22 protein-coding genes and 1 pseudogene are annotated in these 22,227 nt (G+C 71.9%); 8 read left to right on the top strand and 15 right to left on the bottom strand.

Features of this window, described 5'->3' with window-relative positions:
- Positions 1–62: 62 nt before the first annotated feature.
- The 5 genes and pseudogenes from ACIO3O_RS07610 to ACIO3O_RS07590 form a co-directional block, all read right to left on the bottom strand.
- On the bottom strand, positions 63–674 hold the full coding sequence (locus ACIO3O_RS07610; RefSeq protein ID WP_401743120.1) for an ArsR family transcriptional regulator: 612 nt from the start codon (positions 672–674) through the stop codon (positions 63–65).
- Between the two features lie 62 nt (positions 675–736).
- Positions 737–976: pseudogene (locus ACIO3O_RS07605) on the bottom strand (IS5/IS1182 family transposase); the annotation flags it as partial.
- 127 nt (positions 977–1,103) lie between these two features.
- On the bottom strand, positions 1,104–1,502 hold the full coding sequence (locus ACIO3O_RS07600) for a hypothetical protein (protein WP_401743119.1): 399 nt from the start codon (positions 1,500–1,502) through the stop codon (positions 1,104–1,106).
- A gap of 169 nt (positions 1,503–1,671) precedes the next feature.
- Positions 1,672–1,998 (bottom strand): DUF397 domain-containing protein, encoded by a 327-nt coding sequence (locus ACIO3O_RS07595; protein ID WP_401743117.1) that lies wholly within the window; start codon positions 1,996–1,998, stop codon positions 1,672–1,674.
- On the bottom strand, positions 1,995–2,834 hold the full coding sequence (locus ACIO3O_RS07590; RefSeq protein ID WP_401743116.1) for a helix-turn-helix domain-containing protein: 840 nt from the start codon (positions 2,832–2,834) through the stop codon (positions 1,995–1,997). Before ACIO3O_RS07590 ends, ACIO3O_RS07595 begins: the two co-directional genes overlap by 4 nt.
- A gap of 157 nt (positions 2,835–2,991) precedes the next feature.
- On the opposite strand from ACIO3O_RS07590, the gene ACIO3O_RS07585 reads away from it, so the two are divergent.
- The 5 genes from ACIO3O_RS07585 (at position 2,992) to ACIO3O_RS07565 (ending at position 7,212) form a co-directional block, all read left to right on the top strand.
- Positions 2,992–3,504, top strand: coding sequence for an ATP-binding protein (locus tag ACIO3O_RS07585; protein ID WP_401743114.1), 513 nt, complete (start codon positions 2,992–2,994; stop codon positions 3,502–3,504).
- Between the two features lie 162 nt (positions 3,505–3,666).
- The gene (locus tag ACIO3O_RS07580) at positions 3,667–4,647 is read left to right on the top strand and encodes a hypothetical protein (protein ID WP_401743112.1); all 981 of its coding nucleotides are present in this window, start codon (positions 3,667–3,669) and stop codon (positions 4,645–4,647) included.
- 208 nt (positions 4,648–4,855) lie between these two features.
- Positions 4,856–5,971, top strand: coding sequence for a peptidoglycan DD-metalloendopeptidase family protein (locus tag ACIO3O_RS07575; protein ID WP_401743109.1), 1,116 nt, complete (start codon positions 4,856–4,858; stop codon positions 5,969–5,971).
- Positions 5,941–6,504 carry a GNAT family N-acetyltransferase gene (locus tag ACIO3O_RS07570; protein ID WP_401743107.1) on the top strand — a complete coding sequence of 188 codons (564 nt, stop codon included), beginning with the start codon at positions 5,941–5,943 and terminating at the stop codon, positions 6,502–6,504. Before ACIO3O_RS07575 ends, ACIO3O_RS07570 begins: the two co-directional genes overlap by 31 nt.
- A gap of 42 nt (positions 6,505–6,546) precedes the next feature.
- Positions 6,547–7,212: a CatB-related O-acetyltransferase gene (locus ACIO3O_RS07565; RefSeq protein WP_401743104.1), complete on the top strand. Its 666-nt coding sequence runs from the start codon at positions 6,547–6,549 to the stop codon at positions 7,210–7,212.
- A gap of 60 nt (positions 7,213–7,272) precedes the next feature.
- Here the strand turns inward: ACIO3O_RS07565 and ACIO3O_RS07560 are convergent, their stop codons facing one another.
- From ACIO3O_RS07560 to ACIO3O_RS07550, 3 genes are all read right to left on the bottom strand, one after another.
- A complete protein-coding gene (locus ACIO3O_RS07560) occupies positions 7,273–8,532 on the bottom strand; it encodes a cation:proton antiporter (RefSeq protein ID WP_401743101.1) in 1,260 nt (419 codons plus the stop codon).
- Positions 8,533–8,550: 18 nt separating this feature from the next.
- On the bottom strand, positions 8,551–9,039 hold the full coding sequence (locus tag ACIO3O_RS07555) for a cation:proton antiporter regulatory subunit (protein WP_401743098.1): 489 nt from the start codon (positions 9,037–9,039) through the stop codon (positions 8,551–8,553).
- Between the two features lie 139 nt (positions 9,040–9,178).
- Complete coding sequence (locus ACIO3O_RS07550; protein WP_401743095.1) at positions 9,179–9,601, bottom strand: ATP-binding protein; 423 nt, start codon at positions 9,599–9,601, stop codon at positions 9,179–9,181.
- Positions 9,602–9,859: 258 nt separating this feature from the next.
- Here ACIO3O_RS07550 and ACIO3O_RS07545 point away from each other — a divergent pair, with 258 nt between their 5' ends.
- Positions 9,860–10,003, top strand: a complete 144-nt coding sequence (locus ACIO3O_RS07545; protein WP_401743092.1) for a hypothetical protein — start codon at positions 9,860–9,862, stop codon at positions 10,001–10,003.
- Between the two features lie 47 nt (positions 10,004–10,050).
- Here ACIO3O_RS07545 and ACIO3O_RS07540 read toward each other — a convergent pair whose 3' ends face one another.
- Positions 10,051–12,465, bottom strand: a complete 2,415-nt coding sequence (locus tag ACIO3O_RS07540; protein WP_401743090.1) for an ATP-binding protein — start codon at positions 12,463–12,465, stop codon at positions 10,051–10,053.
- Positions 12,466–12,828: 363 nt separating this feature from the next.
- On the opposite strand from ACIO3O_RS07540, the gene ACIO3O_RS07535 reads away from it, so the two are divergent.
- Positions 12,829–13,839 carry a PRC and DUF2382 domain-containing protein gene (locus ACIO3O_RS07535; RefSeq protein ID WP_401743088.1) on the top strand — a complete coding sequence of 337 codons (1,011 nt, stop codon included), beginning with the start codon at positions 12,829–12,831 and terminating at the stop codon, positions 13,837–13,839.
- Between the two features lie 78 nt (positions 13,840–13,917).
- On the opposite strand, the gene mnhG is transcribed toward ACIO3O_RS07535, so the two are convergent.
- From mnhG to ACIO3O_RS07505, 6 genes are read right to left on the bottom strand one after another with little or no spacing between them, the layout of a single operon-like run.
- Positions 13,918–14,265 carry a monovalent cation/H(+) antiporter subunit G gene (mnhG, locus tag ACIO3O_RS07530; protein ID WP_401743085.1) on the bottom strand — a complete coding sequence of 116 codons (348 nt, stop codon included), beginning with the start codon at positions 14,263–14,265 and terminating at the stop codon, positions 13,918–13,920.
- Positions 14,262–14,558 (bottom strand): monovalent cation/H+ antiporter complex subunit F, encoded by a 297-nt coding sequence (locus ACIO3O_RS07525; protein WP_401743082.1) that lies wholly within the window; start codon positions 14,556–14,558, stop codon positions 14,262–14,264. The genes mnhG and ACIO3O_RS07525 overlap by 4 nt, the downstream gene beginning before the upstream one ends.
- Positions 14,555–15,196, bottom strand: a complete 642-nt coding sequence (locus tag ACIO3O_RS07520; RefSeq protein ID WP_401743079.1) for a Na+/H+ antiporter subunit E — start codon at positions 15,194–15,196, stop codon at positions 14,555–14,557. The genes ACIO3O_RS07525 and ACIO3O_RS07520 overlap by 4 nt, the downstream gene beginning before the upstream one ends.
- Positions 15,193–16,773 (bottom strand): Na+/H+ antiporter subunit D, encoded by a 1,581-nt coding sequence (locus tag ACIO3O_RS07515; protein WP_401743077.1) that lies wholly within the window; start codon positions 16,771–16,773, stop codon positions 15,193–15,195. The genes ACIO3O_RS07520 and ACIO3O_RS07515 overlap by 4 nt, the downstream gene beginning before the upstream one ends.
- On the bottom strand, positions 16,770–17,447 hold the full coding sequence (locus ACIO3O_RS07510) for a Na(+)/H(+) antiporter subunit C (protein WP_401743074.1): 678 nt from the start codon (positions 17,445–17,447) through the stop codon (positions 16,770–16,772). Before ACIO3O_RS07510 ends, ACIO3O_RS07515 begins: the two co-directional genes overlap by 4 nt.
- Entirely contained in the window at positions 17,444–20,425 is a 2,982-nt protein-coding gene (locus ACIO3O_RS07505) for a Na+/H+ antiporter subunit A (RefSeq protein ID WP_401743072.1), read from the bottom strand. The genes ACIO3O_RS07510 and ACIO3O_RS07505 overlap by 4 nt, the downstream gene beginning before the upstream one ends.
- A 236-nt stretch (positions 20,426–20,661) precedes the next feature.
- On the opposite strand from ACIO3O_RS07505, the gene ACIO3O_RS07500 reads away from it, so the two are divergent.
- Positions 20,662–22,200 (top strand): alpha/beta hydrolase, encoded by a 1,539-nt coding sequence (locus ACIO3O_RS07500; RefSeq protein WP_401743070.1) that lies wholly within the window; start codon positions 20,662–20,664, stop codon positions 22,198–22,200.
- Positions 22,201–22,227 lie beyond the last annotated feature (27 nt).

Genomic DNA, 22,227 nt, shown 5'->3' with positions numbered 1-22,227 from the left:
AGCCTCTGGGTGAGTCACGCGGCCCCGAGCCTGCGGGGCCTGGGGCTGGCGGAGTTGGCGGGTCAGTCCCAGGTGCCCCAGGTGGTGATCGGGGTGTGGGTGAGGGGGAGTTCGACGAGGGGTTGGGCGTGGATGGTGGCGAGGGTGGGGTCGTCGGTCGGGGTGGACCAGGCGGCGGGGGTGGTGAGGTGGACGTTGACTTCGCGGCGCAGGCGGTGGGCGGGTTGCACGATCGCTGCCGAGAGTTCGTCGGGGTCGGGGTCGCCGACGACGAGGAGGTCGATGTCGGTGGGCGGCGGACCGTTCTCGCCGTTGTAGCGGGCGGCCCAGGGGCCGTAGAGGTACGCCCGGGTCGCTCCCGGTACCTCGCTCAGGGCGTCGGTCAGCAGGGGGACCGGGCCGAAGGCGGCGGCGATGAGATCGGTGAGGGGGCGGGCCAGGGGAGTGTCGGTCCGGACGGTGACCAGGCGCGTGCGGCCGACCCGCCGGTCAGTCAGGATTCCGGCTTCGATGAGCCGGTTGACCTCACGCAGTACGGAGGTGTGGGAGACCCGTAACTGCTCGGCCAAGTCGCCGAGCGTGTAGGGCTGTTCGGGGTGCAGCAAGGTGAGCGCCAGCAGGTCTCCCTGGAGCTGCGACCGCAAAAGAGGAAGTAGCGACGGAGAAGTCTTCATTGGGCGCACAATATTGTGCGCCCAATGAAAGTGCTTTTGGGTGGCTTCTTTTTTCGCTGGATCAGGTGAGTGGTGATCTCGCCGCACAGGAACGAACTCCCGCAGCGCCTAGCGATACCGCGCCACCGCTTCAGGCGGTTGATGCACCGCTCGACGGTGTTGCGTTGCTTGTACGCCTCGCGCTCGAAGGCCGGTGGCCTGCCGTCGGCCGGTTCGCGTCGCCGGCGGTTGGCCCGCTGGTCGGCCCGTTCCGGAATCACCGCCCGGATGCCGCGTCTGCGCAGAGGGTCGCGGATCTCGCGGGGGTGCGCGGACGACCGCGCTGTCTGGGATCGCGCAGGCCGGCCATCACCTCCCGGCAAGTGGGCCCCCTGCGCACCAGCCAACGTCACACCCGCTCCAACGACCGACTGATCCAGGCGAATATGCCTAAGGGTTGAGGCGCTTGCGAACCTGCTCCATCGCCGCCCGTCCTTCCGGGCTCTCGTATGCCCGCATGAGCGCCTCATGGCTCGGATTGACGAGGGCCGCGATGCTGTCCCGCACCTCAAGGATCCAATTGGGCTGGGCGGACGCGGCCCAAGAACCACGCTCCGCGAGACGGCCACTGGCGGACACCTCGTACAGGCGGACCTGGACGACGGGGTCCGATTCGCCGATGACCGAAAGAACCCAATCGCCGGGCGAAAGGTCCATGCGGGCACCGAAGTCGGCGTACAAGCCGTCGAAGGCTCGCCTGCCGCTCTCCGACGGGTCGACCGATGACAGCAGCATGAGCCAGTTGTCCCGCGCCGGCCTGCCGAGCCCGGTGGGCATGTTGACCATCATGGATCGAACGGTAGCAGCGACGCTTTCACGGAACCATCTGCCAGCCTGAACTGCCTTGCACAGCCTGCCACTTCGGGCACCTGATCCAAACGACAGGCCCCAGCCGCCCCCGCCGTACACAACGGGGTCCCGCCAGTTCTGGCGGGACCCCGTTCGGATGTCGTACGGGTCAGACCGTGTGGGCCGCCGCGAAGGAGGCGAAGGCCGCCCAGCTGGCGGGGCGCACGTCGAAGGTGGGAGAGGCGTCACCGAGCTTGCTGTCCCTCACGTGGACGTCAGCACAGGCACAGGTGGCAATCTCGACGCACTCGCCGCCCTGGTTGCCGCTGTAACTGGACTTCTGCCACCCCGCGTACGCGACCTCGACGCACTGGCCGCCTTCGTTCCCGCTGTAGCTGGACTTGTGCCAGCCGTGTGCGACCTCGATGCAGTCGCCGCCTGCGTTGCCGCTGTAACTGGACTTGAACCAGGCTGAGTTGGGGGTTCCGTTGCTCATAGCGCTCCTGCCAGTTCCTCGATCAACATCAGCGACTCCTTCGTCGGGAGTGCATCGGATCGGATCATTGCATACCGCTGTTCCAAGGCGCTGACCTCTTTGGGGAGGCTGTAGAAGGTGGAGCCACCCACTGGGCCTTGATATTCCACGTACGCGAGCGACTGGCCATCGGCGGTGTCCAGAAGTGTCATCGACCCGTCGAGCCCGACGTGCCTCGTGACCGAAATGGGCATCACGTGGATGGAAACGTTGCGCATTCGCGCGCAGGAGGCGATGTGCTCCAACTGCTCCTGGTGGGCAGCCCTTCCGCCGATCGGCCTCCGCAGGACATGTTCCTCGATGACGAAGCAGAGGATGGGCGAGGGCTTACGGGTGAGCAGCTTCTGACGCCCTATCCGGCCCCGTACATTGGCCTCGATGTCGTCGTCCTCCATCAGTGGGATGAATGAGCTGAGGACTTCACGGGCGTGCGCCTCGGTCTGTAGGAGGCCGCTGATCGAGACTGCGTCGTACTTGTAGAGCCGGGTTACGGTGCCCTCCGTCTCGACGTACTCCTCGAAGAAGCCTGGATAGCCGGGCTGGGCCAGCTCCTCCAGCAAGGCGATGAGCACGCCCTCCGCCCGCAGCACATGGTCCACGTCCGTGACGTAATCCGGCTGCGGCCTGATCGACCCGGCCTCCACCTTCTGGACCGTCGACAGCGAATACTTACGCGCCGTAGCCGTCGCCAACTGCTCCTGCGTCATCCCACGAAGGTTGCGCAACGCCTTCTGCTGAAGCCCGAAGAGCTTCCAGATGAGCGGCTTCCCCCGACTACCGTTGCCCTGTTCTCCCATGCCGTTCCCGCCTTCCCGCAGCGAACCTCACCGAGCCCTCATCGGGGTCTCAAGGCTCCCCATCCGGGCCGCATCGGATTCCTCACCGATCCGCAAGTTCACTTCTACGGGTCGGCTGGAGTACCGACGGTAGTCGCCCGCTGACAGCCTTTCACGCATGATGAGCGAACCTGCGGGGGTCGAACTGTCCCCTACCCGGGCCGAGTTGAGCGCAGACGGAACACACGTCGTTCCGCCGTGGGAACCGGCGTTCGGATGTACACCCGCCTCCGCCACCCTGCCCCCGCCGGTCACCCGCGAGTGGTCCGCCGAGTGCGCCCTGACCCCCCGCGCGGTCAGGCTCGCCCGCACGCGGGCCCGCACCTGCCTGACCGTCCTCGGGTGGGCGGGAGATGTGGACGACGCCGTACTCGTCGTCTCGGAGCTGGTGACGAACGCCGTCCGGCATGCCCGAGTGCCCGGCCGGGTGGCGTGGTTGCGGCTCGCGCTGCTGGAGGACGGTGCGCTGCTGGTGGACGTGTCCGACCCGGTGGAGGGCTTCCGGCCCTCCGGTGACGGCTGCGACGGCGGGCGCGGTCTCCAACTGGTCCGCAGCCTGGGCGAGTTGAGCTGGTTCCTGAGATCGGATCCTGATCGCGGGAAGACCGTACGTGCACGTCTGTGTCCGTGATCGACCGATTCACCAACTCCAGTCACGCAGAGTGGAGTTGATGCGTTACGGTGACCGCGTCATCACTCTCCGCGTGCGGTTCGGCGCGTAGAGCAGCCCCCGCCTGGTGCTAGCAACACCGAGCGAGGGCCTCAAACCCAAGGCGCTAACGGAGCCCCAGGAATGTTTCTGCATGCTATCTCGCCCTCTCGCGCGTTCGCGAAGGTTGCCAAGAGTCTGTTCCGGCGGACGGAGCTCGACCCCGACACCCGCCTCCTCCTCGCCTACGTAGGCGACCTGCTGCCCTCCGCCGACGGTACCCACCTGCCGCTCGCACGCCACGCCGAAGAGCTGGGGATCAGCCCGGGGGCGTACAAGCGGATCAAGAAGCAGCTCGTCCAGTACGGATACGTGCACGACCACCGCCACCAGGTGGGCGGCGGGCGGTGGGTCACCGACCAGTGGGTGAGCAACGTGCCGCTCTCCGAAGAACAGTTCCGGGCACTGCGCGAAGGCGGAACCGCCGGGCTCTCCTCCGACGGTCACCGTCCGACCGTCGGACGGCCGAGCGCACCGTCCGTCGGCGGTTCTACCGGTACTTCTCAGACGAACAGCAAGACATACCCCACCCGCCCACCCAGCCAGCAGGCAGCGGAGGCGGACACCCCGGAAACCACCCCCGGCCCCGAATTCGCCGTCGCCGAACGCCTGCTGAGGGAACTCGGCATGGTCCGGACCGACCTCCGCCTGACCTTCCGCAACGTCCGCTACCTCGCCGGAGTCGTCGCCGAGAAGCTGCGGAGCGGGGTCCCGGTGTGGGAGGTCCACCAGGCCCTCACCCACGGTCTGCCCGCCACCCCGATCCACAACGCCGCCGGGTTCGTCACCAGCCGCCTGCGCCGCAACGTCCCCGACGGACCCACCCTCGCCGCCTCCGACGCCCTCCGGGACGCCACCCCGCCGGTGGCCGCTGCCAACCCGTACAAGGCACTCCGTACCTGCGACGAATGCTGCGGCCTGGCCTTCCGCCCCGTCGGCGACGAAACCCTCTGCCCCGCCTGCCGCCGCACCTACCCCCAACTGGAAGCCGCCCTCCGCCAGGAGAACCCGCACCAGGTCTGGGCACCGCCCGCCCCCGCCGCGTACCCGGAACCGGCCTTCTGAGGCGGCGTACCTCCTGTGGCCCCCCCGCGAACGCCCGTCGGCCGATCGAGTCCTCCCGGCGGCGCCCGGAGGGGAGGACGGAGCGGCGTCCGGGTTGCTGCACCGGAGTGACCCTGTCGCGCGCCCCCGGGGGCGGTGCGGGGCTGATCGGGTGTCGGGTTGTCACAGTCGGTCAATGCGACGACACGAATTCACACGAAGGTGTGCGGTGACGGTGGCGGTTGCGGGCTGTCTGGTGGTGGGGGCGGGCGCGAGCGCGAACGCCCGGGGGCTGGAGCCCGTGCCCGAGGCGGCGGAGGTGGAGCGGCTGTACCGGGAGGCGTCGGTGGCCGTCAAGGCGCACGAGGCAGCCCGCAAGGCGGTGGAGCGGGGGCGGGGCGAGGTCGTACGGCTCCAGGGCGCGGAGGAGGCGGAGCGGGCGCGCCTGGAGCAGTTGCGGTCGGCGATGGGTGAGTTGGCGCGCAGCCAGTACCGGGGTGGTGGGGGCGGGGTCGTCGTCGCGGTGCGGTTCCTGACGGCTCCGTCGCCCGAGCTGATGATGGAGCGGCTGTCGCTCGCCCGGCGCGGCGGGCACGCCACGGACACGCTCATGACGCGGGTACGGGACTCCCAGGCGCGGCTCGCGCGGGACCGGGCGGCGTCGACGGCGGCGCTGGCCCGGCTGAAGTCGGAACTGGCCCGGCAGTCCGCCGCCCGGGAGGAGATCGAGCGGAAGCTCAAGGAGGCGCAGGAGCGGCTCCGTATCGCCGAGGAGGCCCGGCGGGCGGCCCTCGCGGCGGCCGCTGCGGCTGCGGCGGCGAAGGCCGCGAAGGACGGCAGGGGGTGGGTGGCGTCCGGGGGCGCGCCCGGCCCCGCGTGCGGGGGCGCGGCGGAGGTGGCCCCGCTGGGCCCGCCACCCCCGGCCGACCGCGCTGTGGCCCCGGCCTGGGTGAAGCCGGTCGACCCGGCCCCCCTCTCCTCCGGTTTCGCGGAGGCGGGCGGCCGCTGGAAGCACCGCCACACGGGCCAGGACTTCGCGGTCTTCGACGGGGCGGCGGTACGGGCCGTGGGGGAGGGGGTGGTGGAGTTCGTCGGCTGCGGCGACGGCTTCGGCAACCAGGTCATCCTGCGCCACGCCAACGGCTACTTCACCCAGTACGCGCATCTGTCCGTCTTCGGCGTACGCACGGGTGAGCGGGTCGTCCCGGGCCAGACGATCGGCCTCAGTGGCCGCACCGGTAACGTCTCCGGTCCGCACCTCCACTTCGAGGTGCGGGTGACGCCGCAACTGGGCTCGGGCATCGACCCGATGCCGTGGCTGAGGGAGCACGGGGTGGTGCTGTGAGGTTACGAGAACGGGGTGCGGGGGATGTCGGGGCGTGTGTGGAGGTCCTCCGGGAGGTCCACACGGCCGGCGGCTATCCGCGCAACTGGCCTGCGGACCCGGTGAGTTGGGTGGCGGCGGGCTCCGGTTGCGGGGCCTGGGTGGCGGAGATGCCCGGCTTGGGCCTCATCGGCCACGTTGCACTGGGGCCGCCCGGGGATGGCGACGTGGCCCCGAACCTCGCCGCTTCCTCCGAGCAGGTCGCCGTCGTGGCCCGCCTCTTCGTCTCCCCCCGGGCGAGGGGGCTGGGTGCGGGTCGGGCGCTGCTGCGGGAGGCGGGGGAGCGGGCACGGGGCATGGGCCGCCGGGCCGTCCTGGATGTGGTGTCCGGCGACACGGCCTCGGTGGCCTTCTACGTCCACGCGGGGTGGGAGCGGCTGGGCTCGGGCGAGCAGGACTGGGGCGGCGGCGTACACGTACCGGTCCACTGCTTCGGAGCGCCCCGTCAGGGGGGCGTGGGAGGAATCAAGTGGTCCGGAAGGAACGGGACATGAGAGGTTCTGGGTGATCAATTGTTGACGACCAGGGGGGACCCCATGACCGAAGAGACCAAGACCGGGGCCGAGTTGGCCGTCACCGACCCGAGCACCCTGCACCCCATGCCCGGCCACCCCCGCGTCGTCCTCCTCAAGCCCCTCGTCCAGTCGGAGCTGATCGACGTCGGCGAGTACAGCTACTACGACGACCCGGACGACGCCACCGCCTTCGAGACGAAGAACGTCCTCCACCACTACGGCCCCGACCGCCTCCGCATCGGCAAGTTCTGCGCCATCGCGACCGGCGTGCGGTTCATCATGGGCGGCGCCAACCACCGCATGGACGGGCCCTCCACCTTCCCGTTCTCCACGATGGGCGGGGCCTGGGGGCCGAACGTCGACCTCCTGATGGACCTCCCGCAGCGCGGCGACACCGTCCTCGGCAACGACGTCTGGCTCGGGTACGGCGTGACCGTCATGCCGGGCGTGCGGATCGGGCACGGGGCGATCGTCGCCGCCGGGTCCGTGGTCGTGTCGGACGTGCCGGACTACGGGATCGTCGGCGGCAACCCGGCCAAGCTGATCCGCAAGCGGTTCAGCGAGGAGGACGTCAAGAGGCTCGTGGAGATCGCCTGGTGGGACTGGCCGGTGGAGCTGATCACCGAGCACGTCCGCGTCATCATGGCGGGCACCGTGGACGAACTGGCGGCCGTCGCGCCCCGCTGACACACCGGGAGGCCGGACCCGTACGGCGTGAGAGGGTCCGGCCTCCGGCATTACCTCGTCCTACGAGCGCGAGGGCTCCGACGCAGGCGACGCAGGTGCAGCAGGCGCCGCAGGCGATTCCGCCGCGATCATGTCCTCCAGCGTCGGCGGCCCCGCCACCCGCTTCTTGCCCCGGCCCTGCATCCGCGTGATCAGGGGTTCCGTCCAGCGTGCGGCCAGCGGGCCGATGATGACCAGGATCAGGACGTACGCCGTCGCGATCGGCCCGATGCGGGGTTCGGTGGCCACGGCCAGGCCCGCGATGACGATCGAGAACTCGCCCCGGGCGACGAGCGTTCCGCCCGCCCGCAGGCGGCCGCGCGGGCCGATTCCGGCGCGGCGCGCCGCGTACCAGCCCGTGCCGATCTTCGTGAAGGTCGTGACGATCGCCAGGATCAGCGCCGGGATCAGTACCGGCGGGATGTCCGCCGGGTCCGTGGACAGGCCGAAGAAGACAAAGAAGACGGCGGCGAAGAGGTCCCGGAGCGGGGCGAGGAGCTTGTGCGCGCCTTCCGCGACCTCGCCGGAGAGGGCGATGCCGACCAGGAAGGCCCCGACCGCCGCCGACACCTGGAGCTGCTGGGCGACGCCCGCGACCAGGACGGTCAGGCCGAGGACGACCAGGAGCAGCATCTCCGGGTTGTCCGAGGACACCGCCCGGCTGATCAGGCGGCCGTGGCGCAGGGCCGCGTACAGGACGAGTCCGACCGTACCGAGCGAGATGAGCAGCGTGACCGAGCCGCCCGCGAGGCCCACGCCCGCCAGCATGGCCGTCAGCAACGGCAGGTAGACCGCCATGGCGAGGTCTTCCATGACCAGGACGCCGAGGATGACGGGGGTCTCGCGGTTGCCGAGGCGGCCGAGGTCGGTCATGACCTTCGCGATGACGCCCGAGGAGGAGATCCAGGTGACGCCCGCGAGCGCCACCGCGCCGACCGGGCCCCAGCCCAGGACGAGGGCGGCGACCGCGCCCGGGACCGCGTTGAGGAGGAAGTCGACTATTCCGGAGGGGTATTGGGTTTTCAGGCTGCTGACCAGCTCACTCGCGCTGTATTCGAGGCCGAGGAGCAGGAGCAGCAGGATCACGCCGATTTCGGCGCCGACGGCGGTGAAGTCCTCGCTCGCGTCGAGGGGTATGAGCCCGCCGTGGCCGAAGGCGAGACCGGCTATCAGGTAGAGGGGGATCGGGGAGAGGCCGATGCGGCCCGCGAGGCGGCCGATGATCCCGAGGGCCAGGATGACCGCGCCGAGCTCGATGAGGAGGGCGGTGGTGTTGTGCATGCTGGGTTCCCGTCCGGCTCAGTCGTCGTCGCCGGCTGGCGCGCCCGCGATGATCTCCGCCAGCGCGTCCACGCCCTCGCGGGTGCCGACCGCGACCAGGGTGTCGCCGATGGCGAGGCGGAAGTCCGGCTCGGGGGAGGGGTGGGCGCTGGCCCGGCGCAGGACGGCCACGATGGAGGCTCCGGTACGGGAACGGGCCTTGGTGTCGCCGAGGAGCTTCCCGCCGTACGGGGACTTGGAGGTGACCGGGATGTGCTCGGTGACCAGGTCGATGCCGTCGGTGCGGACCGCGTCGATGGGGGCGGCGTCCAGGAGGTGGGCGAGCGCGGTGGCCTCGTCCTGCGAGAGGGGGACGGCCTGCTGGCAGGCGTCGGGGTCGTCGCGGTCGTAGAAGCCGATGAAGCGGCGGCCGTCGTGGTGGACGACCACGGAGAGGTGCCGGCCCTCCTCGGTGGTGAAGTCGTACTGGGTGCCGATGCCGGGGAGGGTGGAGCGGCGGGTTCCCATGGGGTCCTCCAGGGGAGCGGAAACTGATCAACTTTAAGTTTCCATTACCCTACTCCCGCCGGAGTTGTGGGGCTTTATGCGGTTTTACGGGGCTGAATTCGGGGCCGTGCACTTCGGGGCCGTGCACCCGGAGAGCGCGTCAGTCGAGCGGCAGGTGCACCCGCACCCGCTTCCCTCCGGCCATCCGCTGGATGTCGTACCGCTCCACCAGTGCCAGCACCAGCTCCAGCCCGTGGCCGCCGATCCGCTCCGGGTCCGGGGCGCCGGGCTGCGGGAGGCTGTCGTCGGTGTCCCAGACGGTGATCTGGAGGTCCGGGCGGCCCGTGCGGCCCCGGTCGACGGAGAGGTCGAGCAGGCAGGGGCCGGGGGCGTACTTCGCGGCGTTCGTCACCAGCTCGCTGACCACCAGCTTGACCGTGCCCGATGTCCTCGGCGTGACCGTGACCCCTTGCAGCGCCTCGGCCCGCAGCAGAAAGTCCTCGGCGAAATCGCGGGCCTCCCCGATCGTGCCCGGCGCGCCGTCGTACGTCGCGCTGGCACTGAAGGGGATGGTCACCGTCATTGTCGCTTCCCGCACCATTAGCACCACCCGTCCACTGTCGTACACCTGACGTCCCCCGTGATGCCCGGTGCTCTGCTGACGCGCTTTCCCCATCATCGCGTTTTCAGTCCTGCCAATGCGGCGGTCGGCGAAATTGTGATGCGGGCCGTCGAACAGGCCCGGTGGCGCCTCGAACGGGTGCGGGGCGGCGTCGCTCGTACGGGCGGAGCCCGGGCGGGCGGGCGTTCCCGCGGGCGGTTACGGGGGCACACGGGCCCCATGACTGCGATCAGCACGACCCTTGCCGCCACCGCCGGTACCGGCCCGGACCTGCCCGTCGCCGCGCAGGTCCTCCTCGCGCTGTTCTTCGCGTACGCGGTGATCAGTGCGGTGGCCCGGTACGTGGGGCGGTCCGCCGAGTAGCGGCGGATACGGGTCCGTACGTACGGCGGTCCGCCGAGTAGCGGCGGCTACTTCGGGGCCCCGGAGGACCCGAGGCGGCCGGGCCCGGGTCCCGTCGCCGCCTCCCCCGCCAGCGCCGCGATCTGCGTGCGCGAGGAGAAGCCCAGCTTGGCGAGGATGTGCTCGACGTGCGCGTCCGCCGTCCGCTTGGAGATGACCAGCCGCTCCGAGATCTCCCGGTTGGTCAGCCCCGCCGAGATCAGCGCCGCCACCTCCCGCTCGCGCCGGGTGAGGTGGTCCAGGGACGACGTGCCCTCGGCCGGGGTGGTGGCCGTCACCGGGCGGGAGGCACCGGTCAGGGCCAGCTCGACGGCCTGGTCGAGCGCCAGTTTCGCGCCCTGCTCGAAGAGCAGCCGGTACTCCGCCTCGCCGAGCTGCTCGCGTACGGCCGACTCCACCCGGGAGTGGTCGTCCTGGTAGATCGCCACCCCGATCATCGGCGAGCCGATCTTGCGCCACTGCTCGGAGCAGGCGCCCAGCAGCCAGGCGGCCAGCCGGTGGCGGCCGGTCTCGGCGGAGCCCCAGGCGAGCAGCTCCAGGGAGTTCGTCGCGGCGAAGTGGTCGCGCAGCTCCCGGCTCAGGCGCAGGGACTCCAGGGCGTAGCGCACGCTCTCGGGCCAGTCGCCGCGCGTCCAGGCGGCCATGCCCTTGATGCCCAGCACCTGGCTGGTGATCATGCACTCGCCGACCCCGTCACCGGGGGCGGCCGAGATCCGCCGCAGGGCCTCGTCGGCGTGCGCGTCCGAGTCGTCGGAACGCCGTATCAGGGCCTGGACGTACGAACTCTGGTAGTGGTGGATGACCAGGCCCAGCGGGTCGTCGATGCGCACCAGCCCGGCGAGCGCCTCGGTCAGCGACTCGCGGCCCTTCTCGAAGTCCCCGAACAGCCAGGAGAGCCCGCCGAGGTAGCCGAGCGCCAGCATCCGGTCCAGCTCGGAATGGGCCGCCCGGGCGACCTCCATGGTCTCCGTGAAGCCCGCGTGCGCCACCCCCACGTCGCCCTGCATCACGGCCAGCAGGCTGCCCCACAGCAGGGCCTGGGAACGCTCCCGCGACGGCTCGCTCTCCTGCACCAGGCCCTTGTCGAGCCAGTAGCGGCCCTCCGCGAAGAGCCCGGCCGTCGACCAGAACGGCCACAGCCGGGCCGCCATCACCAGCGCCGGGCGCACCCCGTCGGGGCGCGAGAGCGAGTAGTCCAGGGCGCTGCGCAGGTCGGCGATGTCGCGGTGCAACTGCCAGTACAGCGGAACCTGTTCGGCGGTGAGCAGCATCTCGAAGAAGTACGAGGCGCGGCCCAGGTAGTGGTCGCGGTGGCGGCGCCTGCACCGCTCGCGCTCGGCGGAGCCGCAGGTGTCGGCCCCGTACTCGCGGATCGTGTCGAGCAGCCGGTAGCGCGCGCCCTCGTCGCCGTCGCGCAGCACCACGGACTTGTCGACCAGCCCTATCAGGTGCTCCAGGATCTCCTCGCGGGGCAGCAGGCCGCCGGAGCCGTCCTGGCGGGCGGCGCCCCCGTGTCCCTCCTGGTAGGCGTCGTTCCCGTACCCCTCGCCCTCGTCGTCCGAGCAGACCTCCTCGACGGCCGTCAGGTCGAAGGAACCGGCGAACACCGACAGCCGGGCCCACAGCAGCTTCTCCTGCGGGGAGCACAGCTCGTGGCTCCAGTCGATGGCGGTACGGAGTGTCTGGTGGCGGGGCAGGGCGGCGCTGCGCCGCCCGCCGGTGAGGACCTGGAAGCGGTGCTCCAGGCGGGCGGTGAGCTGGGTCAGGGGCAGGGCCCGCAGCCGTACCGTGGCCAGCTCGATGGCGAGCGGGATGCCGTCCAGGCGGTGGCAGAGGGCCAGGACGTCGGAGCGGTTGGCGTCGTCCACCCGGAAGCCCGGGACGACGGCGGCGGCGCGCTGCGCGAACAGCTCGACGGCGTCGACGTCCTCCAACGGCGGGACGGGCAGGGTGTGTTCGCCCGGGACGTCCAGGGGCTGGCGGCTGGTCGCCAGCACCGTCACGCCGGGCGCCTCGCGCAGCAGCAGGTCCGCGAGCAGTGCGCACGCGTCGAGGAGGTGCTCGCAGGTGTCCAGGACGAGCAGGACCCGCCGGGCCTCCAGGTGCTCGACCACCACGTCCACGACCACCCGCCCGGACTGCTCGGGCAGCCCCAAGGCGCTCGCCACCGCGCTGGGCAGCAGCTCGGGGTCGTGCAGTGCCGACAGTTCGACCAGCACGACCCCGTCGTCGTAGTCGCCCTTCAGCGACAGCGCCGCGCGCAGCGCGAGACGGCTCTTGCCGACGCCGCCCGGCCCGATCAGCGTGGCCAGACGCGAGCGCCGCAGCAGTTCCCGGACGTGGTCGAGCTCGGAGACCCGCCCCACGAAACCGGTCACTTCCACGGGCAGCATGCCGGTGCGTCGGGTGTAGCCGAGTGCCATGTCGCCCCCCACACGCGGTTCTCAATGTGCCTACCAGTGTGGCCCGTTAGGGCATCACGTGTCAGCGTACGGACCGCACGGTGACAGGTCGTGACGGTCCGGGGCAAGACCGCCCCCTGAACCAGGTTCACTCGAACGGAGTACATGGGACGGAAGGTGCCCCGTGGGGCGGGAAGGGCCTGATATGGCCGGTGGGGCGGCTCCCCGGCGGTCCGGGGGGCGCTTTCGGCGGGCGTACGGGCGATCACTGCGGTCGCGCGGGCCGCCGGACGGGCGCGCACTGGAGGTATGCGCAGGGCATCGCACTGGACCGGTGCCGCAACGGTGCCGCACCGGCGCTGCGCGAAAGGAGACGAGAAGCCCATGACCGCTCCCAACGGCTACACCCCCGAGGACCTGTCCGGCGCGAACGTGGTCGACGCCGAGGGCAACAAGGTCGGGGCCGTGCAGAAGGTCTACCGCGACGACACCACCGGGGAACCGGAGTGGGTCACGGTACGGACCGGCCTGTTCGGCACCAAGGAGACCTTCGTGCCCCTGGCCGGCTCGACCCGCACGGACGGGGGCCTGCGCGTCCCGCACAGCAAGGACGTGATCAAGGACGCCCCGAGGATCGACGTGGACGGCCACCTGGACCGCTCGGAGGAGGGCACGCTCTACCGGCACTACGGCCTGTCGGGCCCGGGCGACACGGGCAACGGCTTCGTCGGCCGCACGACGGACACCACGACCACGACCACAACCACCTCCACGGGCCGCCACGCGGCGGCCCCGGCGGCTGCCGCGACGGCGGCCGGGACTGCCGCCGCCACCTCGTCCGGCATCGCGGACCGGGCCACCGTCCGCCCGCCGGCCGGATCGGTCTCGGGCGGCGGCGAGGCGCGCACCCTGGCGGGCGCGGGTGCGGGCGCGATGAGCCGTACCGCCCCCGGCACGACGGGCACCAAGGGCCAGACCGAGGAACTCCTCCTCTCCGAGGAGCGCCTGAGCTTCGCGACCGAGGAACGCGAAGCGGGCCGCGCGCAGCTCCGCAAGCGGGTGGTGACCGAGGACGTGACGAAGTCCGTGGCGGTCAGCCACGAGGAGGTACGGGTCACCCGCGTCCCGATCACGGACGAGGAACGCAGGACGGGCCGGACCTCCGCGCAGATCGGCGAGGGCCAGGTCGAGGTCGTGCTGCACGAGGAACGCGCGGTGATGCGCAAGGAGACCGTGCCGGTGGAGCGGGTGCGCCTGGAGGTCTACAAGGTCACCGAGCAGAAGGAGATGACGGGCCAGGTCCGCAAGGAGCAGGTCGACTTCAACGACGGCATCCGTGCGAAGTACGCGGACGGCCCGGACGGTGACCTGGGCGGCGGCCGCACCAAGCGCTGACCCCTCCGGCCAAGCAGCCCCGGGACCACCCTCCCGGGGCTGCTCCGCCGTGCCCCACGGGGGGCCGAGGAGGGAGCGTCAGCGAGGCAGGCGGTCGTTGAGTTCGTCGTAGAGGAAGGGGGTGTCGCCGGTCAGGCCCGTTCGGTAGGCCGCGCGAGCGACCAGGTGGGCGGCGACCGCGCTCGTGAGGAGCTGGAAGAAGGCGACCAGGGCCAGCGTGCCCAGGTCGAAGGCCGAGCGCAGGCGCAGGGCGACCCCGGCCAGGAGCATCAGCATGCCGAAGGTCTGCGGGTTGGTCGCCGCGTAGCTGCGCGTGAACACGTCGGTCAGCCGGAGCAGGCCGATGACCCCGGACAGGCAGCTCACCGCCCCGATGAGCAGCAGGATCGAGCTGATCAGGTCGGCGGCCCTGGACCAGTTGCTCATGACGCGCGCTCCTTCGCCGTGGGGCGGTCCCGGCGGGCGATGAACCGGGCGATCGAGACCGAGCTGGTGAAGCCGAGGAAGGCGAGGACCAGCATGATCGACAGGTAGTAGCGGGTCTCCGTCATCGCCGCCTGGACGCCGATCCCGGCGACGATCAGCGCCGACGCGACGTCGATGGACACCGCGCGGTCCAGCATCGAGGGCCCGCGCGCGATACGGATCAGGAGGAGGGCCCCGGCGAGGGCGAGCACGCCCAGGGCGGCGTTGAGGAGGATGTCGGCGGCCTGGGTCACGGGGCCTCTCCAGGGAGTGCGGAACGGGGGGTGAGGGAGGGTGGGTCCTGGCGGACGCGGGCGAGTTCGTCGCGGGGGCCGAAGGCCCGTACCACCAGCCGCTCCAGCCGCCACACGCTGGCCCGGGTGCGGGCCACGTTCGCCGGGTCGTCCGCGTCGCTGACGTGCAGGTAGAGGGTGGCGGTCGCCGCGTTGACCTCGATGAGCGCCCCGCCGGGCACGCTGGACACGGCGACGGCGGTCGCCGCCAGCATCAGGTCCGTACGGCACCGCAACGGCACCCGCACCACCGCCGCCGGTCCGACCCGCCCCGACCAGGCGAGCAGGGCGACGCTGTGGCTGGCGGCGACGATGTCGCGCAGCAGGTACTTGGCGAGCAGCAGGATTCCCAACGGGCGCAGCCGCAGGCCGAGTTCGACGGGCGGGAGTGGGAAGAGCAGGCAGAGGGCGACGGCGACCGCGATGCCGCTGATGAGGTTGCCCCAGGTGACGCCGGACCACAGCATCATCCAGATCACCGTCAGCCAGGCGATGAGCGGCAGGTCGATCCGGCCGCGCCGCCCGCACGGGGTGGGGTCTTCCGCGGGCGTGTCCGCGGGTGTGTCCGGGGGCGTGCCACGGGGCGTGTCCGGGGTCATGGTCCGAGTACCGCCTCGATGTAGGGCGTACGGGCGAGGAGTTCGGCCGCGCTGCGGTCGGCCACGCCGGTGAGGGGCGTCGCGAGGAAGGTGTACGCGAGGCCCAGCAGCACGGCGGCGACGGTCGCGGCGGTGGTCAGGCGGGGCACCGCCCGGTCCGGGGCCCGGTGCGGCGCGGTGAGGACGACCGTCGCACCGCCCCCCAGCGGAGGCGGGTCCGCCGGTTCGGTGAGGGCCGGGGCGGGGGCCGCGTCGGGCAGCGGGGCGGTGCGCCAGAAGGCCAGGTTCCACACCTTGGTGACGACGTACAGGGTGAGCAGGCTGGTCACCATGGCCACCGCGATCGCGACATACGTCCAGGTGCCGCCCGCCTCCACACCGGCCCGGATCAGCCCCAGCTTGCCGAGGAACCCGGACAGCGGCGGAATCCCGGCAAGGCTCATCGCGGGCACGAACCACAGCGCGGCCAGCAGCGGCGCGGACCTGATCGCCCCGCCGAGACGGGTCAACTCCGTTGTGCCATACCGCTGTTCGAGCAGCCCGCAGGCCAGGAAGAGGGTCGTCTGTACGGTGATGTGGTGCGCGGTGTAGACGATCGCCCCGCCGATCCCCGCCGCACTGCCCAGCGCCAGCCCGTACAGCATGAAGCCGATGTGGCTGATGAGGGTGAACGACAGGAGCCGCTTGAGGTCGGTCTGCGCGACCGCGCCCAGGATGCCGATCAGCATGGACGCGCAGGCCACGGCCATCAGGACGTGGGAGAGCCGGTTGCCGGGGAAGAGCAGGGTCTCGGTGCGGATCATGCAGTACACGCCGACCTTGGTCAGCAGGCCCGCGAAGACGGCCGTGACGGGCGCGGGCGCGGTCGGGTACGAGTCCGGCAGCCAGGCCCCGACCGGGAACGCGGCGGCCTTCACGCCGAAGACGGTGAGCAGCAGGGCCTCGGCCAGGGTGCGGATGCCGAGGGGGAGTTCGCCCAGCGCGACGGAGAGCTGGGCGAAGTTCACGGTGCCGGTGGCGGCGTAGGCGATGGCGATGCCGAGCAGGAAGACCAGGGACGAGGCGAGGGAGACGATCACGTACGTCGAACCCGCCCGCAGCCGGGCCTCGTTGCTGGCCACCGTGATCAGCACGAAGCTGGCCATCAGCATGATCTCGAAGCCGACGTAGAGGTTGACCAGGTCACCGGCGAGGAAGGTCAACGAGACGCCCGCGATGAGGACTTGGTAGGCGGGGTGGAAGAAGGAGATCGCCCGGGGCCCGCGCGCCCGCCCCTCCTGCCCCATCGCGTACAGCAGGACGAGCAGGGTGACCGCCCCCGACACCGTCAGCATGAGCGCGGACAGCCGGTCGGCGACGAGTGTGACGCCGAGCGGCGGCGCGAAGTCGCCGAGGTGGACGACGAGGGGCCCGTGCCGGTCGGCCTGGACGAGCAGCGTCACGTCGACGGCCAGCACGGTGGCGAGCATGACGACGGAGACGAGCCGCTGGAGGGCGATGAGGCGGGCCCCGACGACCACGGACCACCCGCAGAAGGCGAGCGGCAGGACGACGGGCAGCGGCACGAGTGCGTTCACCGGGACTCCTCTTGGGGGGACGGGGGGTCCTGCGGCGGCTGCGACGAGGGCTGCGACGGTTCCTGCGACCGCTCCTGCGGCGATGGCTGTGACGACGGCTGCGGCGACGGCTGCGTCGCCACCTCCGGGTCCGCGCCGAGCACGTCGTCCCAGCGGTCGTCCGCGTAGTCGCCCGCCCGGGCCTGGTAGGCGCGGTCGTTGCGCAGCAGGCGGCGCTGCTCGCGCCACAGCTCCCGCCACGCCCCGCGCGCGGTGCGGCGGTCCGTCTCCCCGGCCCGCGCCTTCGCCCGCAACCGTCGAAGCTCCAGGGCGAGTTGGGCGCGCAGGGTGACCCGGCGGTCGACGTAGTCGTCCGGCACGAAGTCCGAGCCGGTGAGCTGGGTACTGCGGTACGCCATCGCCAGGACGAACGCGGTGGTGCCCAGGGTGATGACCACCGCCGTCAGGACGATGGCCTGCGGGAAGGGGTCGCTGACCGTGTCGTGCCCGACCCCCGGGTACAGCAGCGGCGGCGCACCCGCCGGACCGCTCCCGGCGAGCACGAAGAGGTTGACCCCGTTGCCGGAGACGATGACGCCCATCAGGACCCGGGTGAGGCTGCGGGTCATGACCAGGACGCTGCCCACGAAGGTGAGCACGACGGCGCAGGCCAGCAGCGTGGCGCTGACGGTCACGAGGTCTCCTCGGGGGTGAGGGTGCGGGGTCCGGCCGGCTCGGTGCGGGCGGCCTCCTCGGCCCCCTGGTCCATCCACGCGCCGATCGCCCGGACCGTGTCCAGGACGACGCCCGTCACCAGGAAGTACACGCCGATGTCGAAGAGGACGGAGGTGCCGGCGTGCCAGTCGCCGATCAGCGGCAGGTGCCCGTGCCAGGACCAGGAGTGCAGCACGGTGCCGCCGAAGACCAGCCCGGCGAGCGCGACCGTGGTGGACAGCGCGAGCCCGACGCCGACGAAGAACCCGGCGTGGAAACCGGTCGCGGCCTCCAACTCGTGCCGCCCGCCCGCGAGGTAACGGATCGTCAGGGCGATCCCGGCGACCAGCCCGCCGACGAAGCCGCCGCCCGGCAGGTTCTCGGCGCAGAACAGCAGGTACACGGAGAGCACCAGGATGGGGTGGAAGACCAGCCGGGCGACGACCTCGAAGACCACCGACCGGTGCCGGGGGTCGGTCGCGCCGCCCGCCGCGAGCCAGGAGCGTTCGGGCGCGGCCAGGTCGTACGGGGAGGGCTCGCGTTCGTACGGGGACGGCTCCCGTGCGTACGAGGACGGCTCGGGCTCGGGCTCGTCCGGAGACGGCGTCTGTCCGGCCCGTACCGTCTCCGGACCGGTCCGCGTGTACCTCCGCCACGCGCCCGGTGCGTGCGGGTCCTCCTGCCCGCTGTCGGAGAACAGCAGGCTGGTCACCCCGGCGACGGCCGCCGCCAGCACGGCCGATTCGCCGAGCGTGTCCCAGGCCCGGAAGTCGACGAGGATCGTCGCGACGACGTCCTTGAGCCCGTGCTCGGCGGTCGCCGCCACCATGGCCGCCCCGATCGGGGTGCCCGTGCGCGCCCCCGCCGCCAGCCACACCGCCCCCGCCGCCACCAGGCTGCTGACCAGCGCGAGCACCAGCACCGGCACGCGCCGGAAGCGCCGCTCGGGTTCCCCGAAGAACAGGGGCAGCCTGCGCAGGACGAGGACGAGCACCACCGTGGAGACGGTCTCCACCCCGAACTGGGTGAGCGCGAGGTCGGGCGCGCCGTGGACGACGTACAGCAGAGCCGTTCCGTACCCGGTGAGCCCGGCCAGTACCGCGGCCTGCATCCGCCGCTGCGCGCCGAGACACAGGAGTGCGCAGGCGCAGGTCAGGGCGGCGACGGCGGCCTGCCAGGGGGAGTCCCAGAGGCGGGGTGCGGGCGGCAGGTTCCGCCAGGGCCGGTCGACGGCGAGCACGGCGATCAGGGCCCAGGTCATGACGCCGAGGACGGTGGCGACGTACGAGGGCAGCGAGCCCCGCTGGACGTTGCCGGTGAGCTGGAGGGAGGCCCGCTCCAGCCCGAGCACCGACCCGTCGAAGGCGCGCTCGGCGGACGGCCAGGCGATGTGCGAGCCGAACCGTGCGACGGGCGTGCGCAGGACGAAGAGGCCCGCGCCGAGGACCCAGGCGAGCGCGGAGAGCCCGAGCGCGGGGCCGAAGCCGTGCCAGAGGGCGAGGTGGTACGGGTGCTCGGGCACGGGGTACTGGGCGGCGTACCGCTCGAAGAGCCCGGCGGTCCACCCGATGCCGGGCCCGAGGAGGAGGCAGCCGAGGGCGAGCAGGGCGGGCGGCGCGAGGAACGCGGCCCCCACGCGGTGCACGTGCGTGTCGGCGAGGCCCGGCTTCCGTGCGAAGGCCCCCCACAGGAACCTGAGCGTGTACGCGGTCGTGAGCGCCGACCCGACCACGACCAGCGCGAGCACCCACCGCTCCCCGGGCGTCCCGTCGAGCAGCGCCTCGAAGGCGGCCTCCTTGGCGACGAACCCGAGCATCGGCGGCAGCGCGATCATCGACATCCCCGCGACGGCGGCCACGGCGCACACCCACGGCAGCGCCCGCCCCACCCCCGAGAGTTTCCGCAGGTCACGGGTCCCGGCGGCATGGTCGACGATCCCCGTCACCAGGAACAGCGGCGCCTTGAAGAGGGCGTGCCCGAGGATCATCGCGACGGCCGCGAGCGCGGTGTTGTACGAACCGGCTCCCGCCAGCACCACCAGGAACCCCAGCTGGCTGACGGTCCCGTACGCGAGCACCAGCTTGAGGTCGTTCTGCCGCAGCGCCCGCCACCCGCCGAGCAGCAGGGTCGCGGTGCCGAGGGTGAGCAGGAGCGGCCGCCAGGGCGTGACGTCCGCGAAGGCGGGCGCGAGCCGGGCCACCAGGTACACCCCGGCCTTCACCATGGCGGCGGCGTGCAGATAGGCGCTGACGGGTGTCGGCGCGGCCATGGCGTTGGGCAGCCACAGGCTCAGCGGCCAGATCGCCGACTTGGCGATGGCCCCGCACAGGATGAGCACGAGGGCGACGGAGAGGGCGGTGCTGGGGGCGGGGGGCGTGTCGAGGATCTTCGAGATCCGGTACGTCCCCGCCTCCTCCCCCACCATCAGGAACCCCACGAACATGGCGAGCCCGCCGACCGTGGTCACGGTGAGGGCCTGGAGTGCGGACCGCCGCCCACCCCGTTTCTCGCAGTCGTACCCGATGAGCAGGAAGGACAGGACGGTCGTCAGCTCCCAGAACAGATACAGCACCATGAGGTCGTCGGCGAGGACCAGCCCCAGCATGGCCCCTGCGAACCCGAGCAACTGCCCGCCGAACGGCCCGAGTCGACGCTCGCCCGCCTCGAAGTAGCTCACGCAGTACAGCAGCACCACCGCGCCGATCCCGGCCGCCAGCAGCACCATCAGCAGTGACAGTGCGTCGAGCCGGAAGGCGACCTCGACCCCGTACTCCTCGATCCACGTCCACGCCTCTTCGGCCGGGCGTCCGTCCACCACCTCCCCCCACCGGGTCAGCGCCCACCCGAGGGCGACGGCCGGGGGGACGGCGAGCAGGGCAAAGGCACGCGGCCCCCAGCGCCGGACGAGGGGGGCGGCGCCGAGTGCGACGACGAAGTGAGCCAGGACCAAAAAGGTCATAAGCACACAAATACCTTGCGCGCTTCTCTCGGCGGCTCCCAACACGCCGCCCTCGCGGTCGGCCGCCGCTCGATCGGCCCCGGGGGGCCTGGGGCCTGGGGTGCGTGGGCTCGGGGTGTGTCCGTCCGTCTCCGCGCCCCGGGCGGGGCTGCGCGGGTGACTCGGGGGCTACCCCCACCTCCGAGTCACCAGGCCGCCCGATGGGCCCGCACGTCACCCCCAAATAGCTTTCTCACATGCCCACTTACCGCTCGAAGAGCCTCCTCCTCGCCCTCTCCACCGCCGCCGCGATCAGCACCCTGGCCGCCGCCCCGAGCGCCCAGGCCACCGGCACCCAGGCCACGGGACCCCGCACCCAGGCCGACCCCCGGCCCGCTCTCACCTGGACGCCGTGCGCCCGGACCGACCTCGGGGGGCCCGCCACCCAGGAGTGCGCGACCCTCTCCGTCCCGGTCGACCACGCCGACCCCGCCGGGCCGCAGCTCTCCCTCGCCGTCTCCCGCGTCCGCAGCGAGGACCCGGCCAAGCGGCGCGGGGCGCTGCTGGTCCTGGCGGGCGGCCCGGGCGGGTCGGGGGTGCAGCGGCTCACCCAGAAGGGCACGAAGCTGCGGGCCGAGCTCGGCGACACGTACGACCTCGTCGCCCTCGACCCCCGCGGCACCGGCAACAGCACCCGCGCCACCTGCAAACTCCCTTCCACCGACCGGCACTTGACCACCCTCCGCTCCTGGCCCGCCCCGGACGGCAGTATCGACGCCAACATCGACCGCTCCCGCCGCACCGCCGACCTCTGCGCCCGCAACGGCGGCGCGGTCCTGCGCAGCCTCACCACCGCCAACCAGGTCCGCGACATGGACCTCCTGCGCCGCGCGCTCGGCGAGCGCAGGCTGTCCGCGTGGGGGACGTCGTACGGGGCGTACGCGGCGGCCGTGTACGCCCAGAAGTACCCGCAGCGCACGGACCGTTGGGTGCTGGACAGCGTGGCCGACCCCGACCCGGCCCGTCTCGCCCGGACCTGGATGTACAACACGGGCAGAGCGGTCGAGGAGGCCTTCCCCGACTTCGCGGCCTGGGCGTCCGACCCGGCGCGGGGGACCGACCGCCTCGCCCGGACCCCCTCCCGCGTACGCCCGTTGGTGCTCTCCCTCGCGGCCCGCCTCGACCGCACCCCCAGGGAATCGACGACCCCCGGCACCCCCCTCACCGGCAACCACCTCCGCCAGGCCCTCCAGAACGCCCTGTACGGCGAGGCCAACTACCCCGCCCTGGCGAAGCTGATCGCCGCCGCGTCGAGTACGGACCCGAAGGTCAAGCCGGTCCTCACCCCCGACATCGCGGGCCCGCTCCCGGACGCCGATGCCGCGACCACCATCGGCGTGATCTGCAACGACGTCCGCTGGCCCACCGGCCCGGGCACCACTGCTGCCCACCGCCGGGCCGTACGGGAGGACCGCGCCCGGTATCCCCTCACGGCGGGCTTCCCGGCCAACATCACCCCGTGCTCGTACTGGAAATGGACCCCGGCCGAGCAGCCCACCCGGATCACCTCCTCCGGCCCCTCCAACATCCTCATGGTCCAGAACCGCCGCGACCCCTCCACCCCCTACTTCGGCGCCCTGAAGATGCGCGAGGCGCTGGGCGACCGGACCCGCCTGATCAGCGTGAACAAGGCAGGTCACGGCTCCTACCTGGGCACGGGCAACAGCTGCGGCGACGCCCGCGTGACGGCCTTCCTGACCCGGGGCGTGCGTCCGGCGTCGGACGTGAGCTGCTGATCGGGGGGGGGGGGCGGGGGGCGTCGT

The organism is Streptomyces sp. NPDC087440, from assembly GCF_044744005.1.
Classification (GTDB): Bacteria; Actinomycetota; Actinomycetes; order Streptomycetales; family Streptomycetaceae; genus Streptomyces.
This window is presented reverse-complemented; position numbering and strand designations above follow the sequence as displayed.